Source organism: Affinirhizobium straminoryzae, from assembly GCF_007004135.1.
GTDB lineage: Bacteria > Pseudomonadota > Alphaproteobacteria > Rhizobiales > Rhizobiaceae > Neorhizobium > Neorhizobium straminoryzae.
Genome location: NZ_VJMG01000097.1, coordinates 1 through 7,762, shown reverse-complemented (window position 1 = coordinate 7,762; position 7,762 = coordinate 1). Strand labels below are relative to the sequence as shown.

At 61.7% G+C, this 7,762-nt stretch carries 5 protein-coding genes and 1 pseudogene; 2 read left to right on the top strand and 4 right to left on the bottom strand.

The window, feature by feature from the left end:
- Positions 1 to 438: pseudogene (locus FNA46_RS24555) on the top strand (transposase); the annotation flags it as partial.
- Between the two features lie 97 nt (positions 439 to 535).
- Here FNA46_RS24555 and FNA46_RS24550 read toward each other — a convergent pair.
- The 3 genes from FNA46_RS24550 to FNA46_RS24540 are packed head-to-tail and all read right to left on the bottom strand — an operon-like array spanning position 536 to position 6,251.
- Positions 536 to 3,586 carry an efflux RND transporter permease subunit gene (locus tag FNA46_RS24550; protein WP_143127866.1) on the bottom strand — a complete coding sequence of 1,017 codons (3,051 nt, stop codon included), beginning with the start codon at positions 3,584 to 3,586 and terminating at the stop codon, positions 536 to 538.
- A gap of 11 nt (positions 3,587 to 3,597) precedes the next feature.
- A complete protein-coding gene (locus FNA46_RS24545) occupies positions 3,598 to 4,722 on the bottom strand; it encodes an efflux RND transporter periplasmic adaptor subunit (protein ID WP_143127865.1) in 1,125 nt (374 codons plus the stop codon).
- On the bottom strand, positions 4,719 to 6,251 hold the full coding sequence (locus FNA46_RS24540) for an efflux transporter outer membrane subunit (RefSeq protein WP_143127868.1): 1,533 nt from the start codon (positions 6,249 to 6,251) through the stop codon (positions 4,719 to 4,721). The genes FNA46_RS24545 and FNA46_RS24540 overlap by 4 nt, the downstream gene beginning before the upstream one ends.
- A gap of 182 nt (positions 6,252 to 6,433) precedes the next feature.
- Between FNA46_RS24540 and FNA46_RS24535 the strand changes: the two genes are divergently transcribed.
- A complete protein-coding gene (locus tag FNA46_RS24535; protein WP_246103365.1) occupies positions 6,434 to 7,096 on the top strand; it encodes a TetR/AcrR family transcriptional regulator in 663 nt (220 codons plus the stop codon).
- Between the two features lie 360 nt (positions 7,097 to 7,456).
- Here the strand turns inward: FNA46_RS24535 and FNA46_RS24530 are convergent.
- A partial coding sequence (locus tag FNA46_RS24530; protein ID WP_246103363.1) for a LysR substrate-binding domain-containing protein occupies positions 7,457 to 7,762 on the bottom strand: 306 nt, incomplete at its 5' end.

Here is a 7,762-nt window from a genome sequence, read left to right as displayed (position 1 = left end):
CTGCCGTGCTGGATAGCCAGAGCGTCAAGACCACCGAAAGCGGTAGCCCACCGGCAGGCAATGGTGGACATGGATGACCGAGCACTCGTCCTCGATCCCAAGCCCGCCGACATTCAGGATCGAGATGGCGCGATCTCTGTCCTGCAGGTATCCCGCAGGTCCTTCCCCTTTATCGAAAAGGCGCTTGCCGACATGGGATATTCGGGTGACAAGCCGCAGAATGCGACGCTTGTCGATGTCGAGATCGTCCGCAAGCCCAAGGATCAGGCCGGCTTTGCCGTTCATCCAAAGCGATGGGTTGTAGAGCGTTTCTTCGCATGGATCAGTCGAAATCGGCGGCTTGGGAAAGATCCGGAGGCGACGACAAAGTCGGCCAAAGCCTTCCTCTATGCTGCATCCATCATGACGCTGACCAGACGCATCGCACGGTCATCATGAATTCTCGGACAGGCTCTTAGCTGGAGCCTGCCTCTCTATACGGAGGACTAGTCGAATATCGCCAGAATTTCTGTAGTGCTGGACGTGACGCTATAGGTCATCTTGCATCGACGGCTCCTGCCTTGGCGATCAGCACATACGCGGCCGGCACGACGAAGAGTGTGAACAGCGTGCCGATGGACAGGCCAGCGGCAATGACGAGACCCATGTTGAAGCGGGAGGCAGCACCGGCCCCGGAGGCGGTGATCAGCGGGATGACGCCGAGCACCATGGCCGCCGTGGTCATCAGGATCGGCCGAAGGCGGATTTCGGCGGCTTCGACGATGGCCTGACGCTTGGACTTGCCGGCATTCCGATGTTCGTTTGCCACTTCCACCATCAGGATGCCGTGCTTGCTGACGAGCCCCATCAGCGTCACCAGACCCACCTGCGTGTAGATGTTGATGCTGGCGCCGCCGAGCCCGAGGCTGATGAAGATCAGCGCACCGGCAAGCGACATGGGCACCGAGACCAGGATCACGATCGGGTCGCGGAAGCTGTTGAACAGGGCTGCCAGCGACAGAAAGATGATGATCAGCGCGAAGGCGAAGGTGGTGACGAAGCCGCCGCCTTCCTGCTCCAGCTGGCGCGACTGGCCGCCGTAGTCCACCGTATAGCCCGGCGGCAGCGTGTCGGCCGCCAGCTGCTTCAGCGTCTGCAGGGCATCGCCCATCGCCACGCCCGGCATGGCGACGCCGGAAATAGTGGCGGAATTCACCTGCTGGAAGTGGTTGTAGGACTGCGGTGACACCTTGGTCTCGATATGCGCAATGGTCGAGAGCGGAATGCTGCTGCCGTCGCTCGCCTTGATGTAATAGTTCAGCACATCCTTGGCGTTCAGGCGGGACGCCTGCTGGACCTGGGGGATAACCTTGTAGGAACGACCATCGAGGCTGAAATAGCCGGTATAGCCGCCGCCCAGCATGGTGGCGAGCGAACTGCCGACATCGGACATGCTGAGGCCGAGTTGGGCTGCCTTCTCACGGTCGAACACGACACGCGCTTCCGGCTGGTCGAACTTCAGATCGTTGTCGAGGAAGATGAACTTGCCGGTCTGCAGCGCCTTGGCGATGAAGTCCTTGGAGACGTCGTTCAGCTGGCCGAAGTCGTTGGTCGTGGTGATGACGAACTGGATCGGCAGACCGCTGCTGCCCGGCAGCGGCGAGGTCTGGAAGGCGACGGTACGGACGCCGGCAATGCCGTTCAGCTGGTTCTGGATTTCCGGCTGCAGCACCTTCGTGCTCTTTTCGCGCTGTTCCCAGGGCTTCAGGACCCAGCCGAGGATCGACTGGCCGGGCGCGTCGATCTGGAAGACCAGATTGGTCTCCGGCTTGTCCTTCAGGATATCGTAGGCCTGCTGCGAGTAGAATTGCCGCTGCCGCAGCGTCGAGGTCGGCGAGGCGGTGGTCAGGCCGAGGATGATGCCCTGGTCCTCCTGCGGCGCGAGTTCGGTGGTCGAACTGGTGTAGAGCCAGTAGATGCTGCTGAGCACGATCAGACCGAACACGATGACGACCGAGAGCGTGTTGAGCGTGCCTTCCAGCATGCGGCGATAACCGCGGCTGAGCGCTGCCATGAAGCGATCGATCGCATGGACGATCCGCGCTTCCAGCGTGGCGCTGTCCTTGTGGATGGGCTTCAGCATGTGGGCGCAGTTCATCGGCGAAAGCGTCAGCGCGATGACCGCCGACACGGTGACCGCACCGGCGAGCGTGAAGGCGAATTCGGTGAAGAGTGCGCCCGTCAGGCCGCCCTGGAAGCCGACCGGGACGTAGACGGCGATCAGCACGATGGTCATGGCGATGATCGGACTGGCGAGGTCGCGCGCGGCCTGCAGGGCTGCGTTGAACGGCGTCATTCCCTCTTCCATATGCCGGTTCACGCCTTCGACCACGATGATCGCGTCGTCGACGACAAGACCGATGGCGAGAACGAGGGCAAGAAGCGTCAGCAGGTTGATCGAGAAGCCCATGGCAAGCATCAGCGCGAAGGTGCCGATCAGCGACAGCGGAATGGCGACGATCGGGATCAGAACGGCGCGCCAGGAGCCGAGGAAGGCGAAGACCACGATGGTCACGATCACGCCGGCTTCCAGCAGGGTATCGATCACCTCGTTGATCGAGCTGTTCACGAAATCGGTGGAGTCGTAGATCACCGTGCCTGTCAGGCCGACCGGCAGCTGCGACTGGATGTCCGGCAGCACGGATTTGACGCCGTTGATCACGTCCAGAAGATTGGCCGTCGGCGCGACCTGGATGCCGATATAGACCGCCGTCTGGCCGTTGAAGCTCGTCACGCTCTCGTAATCGTCGCTGCCGAGGGTGACATTGGCCACGTCCTTCAGGCGGATGATGGCATTGTTGGTCTGCTTGACGACGAGGTTCTTGTATTCCTCCAGCGAGTGGAGATTGGTCGAGGAGGACAGGTTCACCTGGACCAGCTGGCCCTTGGTCGTGCCGAGGCCGGAGATATAGTCGTTGCTCGTCAGCGCGGTGGATACTTCGGAGGCGCTGAGGCCATAGGCGGCGAGCTTGACCGGATCCAGCCAGGCGCGCAGCGCGAATTTCTTGGCGCCGAGCAGTTCGGCCGTCTGGACGCCCTTCACCGATTGCAGCTTGGGCTGCACGACGCGGGTCAGGTAATCGGTCACCTGGTTGGGCGCCAGCGCATCGCTCTTGAAGCCGAGATACATCGAATCGATGGTCTGGCCGACCGACAGCGTCAGCACCGGCTGCTGGGCATTGGCCGGCAGCTGGTTGATGACGGAGTTCACCTTGGTATTGATTTCCGTCAGCGCCTTGCCGGAATCATAGTTCAGGCGAAGGTTGACGGTGATGGTGCTGGTGCCGGTCTTGCTGGTCGACGTCATGTAGTCGATGCCGTTGGCCTGCGCGATGGCATTTTCCAGCGGCGTGGTGATGAAGCCGGCGATGATGTCCGCATCCGCACCCGAATAGGTGGTCGTCACCGTCACCGTGGCATTCTGGGTTCGGGGATATTGCAGAATGGACAGCGTCGTCATCGACTTCAGCCCGAGGACGAGGATGAGCGCACTTACCACCAGCGCCAGCACGGGGCGGCGCACGAAGATGTCCGTGAAGCTTTTCATGGGTGGATGTCCTATTGATCCGTAACGACAGGCGCGTCTTCGGCAGGAGGCACGTGGCTGTTGTCGATGTTGACCGGCGTTCCGTTGCGCAGCTTCAGCTGGCCGGCGATCACGACCTTGTCGCCCGGCTGGATGCCGTCGACGACGGCCACATTGTCGCCGCGCACATTGCCCGTCTTGACGAAGGTCTGGCGGGCCACGCCCTGGGCCTGGTCGCCCTTGGCCTTGTCATCGACGATAAAGACGCTGTCGCCATAGGGATTGTAGACGATGGCCGTCTGCGGCAGCGTCACGAGTTGCTGGACGGAACCGATGGCGATGGCAACCTTCGTAAACATGCCGGGCAGCAGCGCGCCGTCGGGGTTCTTGATCGTGGCACGCACCAGAACGTTGCGGGTGGTGGAATCGACCTTCGGATTGATGGCCGAAATCTCGCCCTTGAACACGCGGCCCGGATAGACATCGACCGTGGTATTGACCTCCTGGCCCACCTTCAGGCGGCTGAGGGCCTGCTGCGGCAGATAGACATCGACATAGAGCGGATCGAGCGCCTGCAGCGTCACCACGGTGGTGCCGGCCGTCAGATACTGGCCGAGATCGACGGAGCGAATGCCGAGGCGGCCGCCGAAGGGGGCGGTCAGCGTCTTCTGCGCCACCACGGCCTTCTGCTGGTCGACCAGCGCCTGGGCGTTGCGGACATTGGCGGTGTCGGTATCGACCGTTGCCTGGCTGACGGCCTTGATGGCCTGCTGCGCCTTGTCGCGATCGAGCGTGATGACGTAGTTGTCGAGCGTCGCCTGGAGGGAGGCAAGCTTGGCGATGTCTTCCTGAGCGGCCAGTTGCAAAAGCGTCTGGCCAGCGGAGACGGAATCGCCCGACTTGAAGCTGATGTTCTGCACGATGCCCGACACTTCAAGCGCGAGATCGGCACCGTTGGCGGCCTTCAGCGTGCCGACAGCCTCGATCTCGTCCTGCCACGGCATGCGCGCGGCAACGGCGGTGGAGACGGTCTGCGGCGGATTGCTCATGCCGGCCATCACCTGCTTGATGATTCCGGCCTTGAAGTTCTGGAACCAGTAGAGCCCGCCAAAGACAGCGCCGGTGGCGAGCAACATGATCACCATTCGCTTGATCATTGTTCTTGGACCTTCTTGTTCTTGATATCGGTGGTGGTGGCGTTTGTGGCGGGAACCGAATCGGGGCCGGCAAAGCGGCCGGGCTGGACGCGGGGGCGCGACAGCGCGGTCTCGTCCTGCCGGTTCCACCAGCCGCCGCCGAGCGACTGGTAGAGCGCGACCGTATCGGTGTAGCGGGTGGCCTGGGCCTTCACGCGGGAAATGACCGCGTTCTGGTAGGTCTGCTGGGCGCTGGAGACCGTCGGGTAATCGACGGCGCCGGTCTTGTACTGCTCTTCGGCCATGGTGAGGCTTGCCTGGGCGGCCTTCTCCGCGGCCGTCTGCGCCTGCAGCGCCTTGGCGTCGTACTGGATCGCCCTCAGGCTGTTGGCCACGTCCTGGAAGGCGGAGATGACCGTGGACTTGTACTTGGCGAGGTCCTGCTCGAAGGTGGCGACGCTGGCTTCCTTGGTATGGAAAAGCGTGCCGCCATCCAGCAGCTTCTGGGTGACCGAGCCGGCCACGCTCCACGCGATCGAATTCGCGGAGAACAGATCCGACGGGGTGCTGGCGCTGGTCGAATAGCTGCCGCTGAGACTGATCTGCGGCAGCATGTTTGCAATCGACACACCGACACTCGCAGTAGCCTCATGCAGGGTTGCCTCGGCGGCACGAATGTCCGGCCGCTGGCGCACAAGCGCCGATGGAAGGCTGACCGGAAGTGCCTGCGGCAGGCGCAGATCCGCAAGCCGCACGCTTTCGCCGCGGTCCTGGCTCGGCAGACGGCCGAGATAGGCCATCAGTTCGTTGCGCGTCTGGGCGCGCTGCTTCTGCAGCGAGGGAAGCGTCGCCTCCGTCTGGGCCAGTGTCGATTGCTGCGACAGCACGTCGGAGGCTGGAACCGCACCGAGGTTGAACTGCTGCTGGATGCGCTGCAGCTGGTCGCGCTGCAACCGGATGATATCTTGCGTCGCGGCGATCTGGGCGCTGAGCGAAGCGTCGGTCAGGGCCGATGTCACGACATTCGCCGTAAGGGAAAGATAGGTCGCCTCCAGCTCGAAACGCTGGTATTCGGCCGCCGCCCACTTGGCCTCGATCTGGCGACGCGTGCCGCCGAAGATATCGAGGCTGTAGGAAACATCGACCGACGCGTTGTGCAACGTGTAGATCGAGGCCGGCGAGCTTCCGCTGGCGGCGGTGCGTTCCCGCGTTGAGGATGCGCTCGCACTGACCTGAGGCAGCAATCCTCCCTGCTCCGCGATTGCCGTTTCGCGGGCTGCGCGCAACGCATACTGGGCGGCAGCGACGTCCGGATGGTTGCGGATGGCCTCCTCCACGAAGGCATTCATCTGTTTCGACTGGAACAGACTCCACCAGGCCGGGTTTACATCGCTGCCCATGACAAAGCGCTGCGCTTGACGACCATCCGAGACGGTAGCACCCACGGTTTTGCCAAGGCCGTCATTGGTGTATCCAGACACGTCAGGCGCGTAGGGAATTTTGAAATCGGGGCCAACCGTGCAGCCGGACAGTGCCAGGAACGTCGACATGAGAATGAGATGGGGGCGTCCGAACAGGGTGTCCGGACGCGATAGGGACGAGAAGCAGGACTTGACCATGAAGTACGACCGACTGAACCGAACCGTTTAGTTTATTTCACTGAGATCGCAGTGCGCCTTGCAAAAGTCAAGAGTGAACCGAACCGTTTAGTTCGATGAAGGGATTTTGCCCGATGAACAATGCCGGACAGCGTAAAGACCCGCCCCATTCGCCAGGCCAGATGGAGCGCAAGACAACGCCCAAATCGCGCCTCGTCCTGCAGGCCGCCCGATCCTGCTTTCTGGAACTGGGCTATGATCGGACCAGCATGGACCTGATCGCGCAAAAGGCAGGGGTATCAAAGGCGACGGTCTATGCACACTTCGAGAGCAAGGAGGCCTTGTTGTACGGCCTCATCGAAGAGGAGTTCGAGATCGACGGGCCGCCCCCGCTCTGGGATCCGAACAGGCCGATCCTCGATATAACAGCTGCCTTGACGGATATTGCTCATCGCTTCACCGCAATCTTTCTCACCGACAAGAAGCTCGGCTTCCATCGTCTCATCATGACGAACGCTTCCCACTTCCCCGCAATCGCGGAGATCTTCATGAACGGCGGTCCTCGCCGGCACCTCGAAGAGGTGCGGACGTTTCTGGAACGGGGTATCGACGCTGGCTTGCTGTGCATCGACGACCTCGACCTCGCCGCGAAACAGTTTCTCAGTCTCGTTCAGGGCGATCTGCCGCTGAACTGGGCTCTCTCCATGCAGCCACCTGAACCCGGCCGCTACGAAGCCCTCATCAAGGGAGGCGTTCGTGTCTTCCTGGCCGCCTACGGCGCCACTCGGAAAGAGTAGAGACTCCACTCCGGGCACCATCGCATGGCTGGGTGAACCGGGAGCACAAGGAGTACCGTGACGTCGTCACGGGCCATCTTCACTGAGGAGATCTGACTGGCAAGCGCCGTGTCATCGCAGATTTCTGAAGGGTGATACTACACACCCTCAACAGAGACGGTATCATCGTCCATGGATGCACGTACCCCTTCCCCACCCTGCGGTTTCAACTGCTCAATCAACCACATGCAGGCGGGTCCCGGAGGGCGGTCAGCGCGAAAGGCCGACATCGCAATACATGGGGCGAGATCGCATTCCACCATTTCGAGAGGCATCAGCACGCCGCTTGCGATAGCTGTAACTTTTCAGGCTTGATAAAGGCTAGGCGGCGTTACTGACAGACGACGCCTTGATGAGCTCCTCAATAAATCCGCGTCCGGCCGGACCGGGCAGAGAGTCCGCCCTGTAGACCACGGACATCGTAATCATGGCTGCTGTCGTCATGTCAGCAATCTCCAACGGGACCAGCAAACCACGATCAAGGTCTTCCCGCACGACTTCCACCGGCATGCCACCCCAGCCGAGACCAGCTTTCAGAAGCGCGTGTTTCGCCCCGAGATCGTAAAGCCGCCAGGTCTTAGGCGCAAAGACCCGGAAATCCTTTTCGGCCGTAAGCTTCGAGCGGTC

Coding starts and splice junctions, on each gene's coding strand:
- FNA46_RS24550 (WP_143127866.1), bottom strand. CDS start 3,586: ATGAAAAGCTTCACGGACATCTTCGTGCGCCGCCCCGTGCTGGCGCTG.
- FNA46_RS24545 (WP_143127865.1), bottom strand. CDS start 4,722: ATGATCAAGCGAATGGTGATCATGTTGCTCGCCACCGGCGCTGTCTTT.
- FNA46_RS24540 (WP_143127868.1), bottom strand. CDS start 6,251: ATGTCGACGTTCCTGGCACTGTCCGGCTGCACGGTTGGCCCCGATTTC.
- FNA46_RS24535 (WP_246103365.1), top strand. CDS start 6,434: ATGAACAATGCCGGACAGCGTAAAGACCCGCCCCATTCGCCAGGCCAG.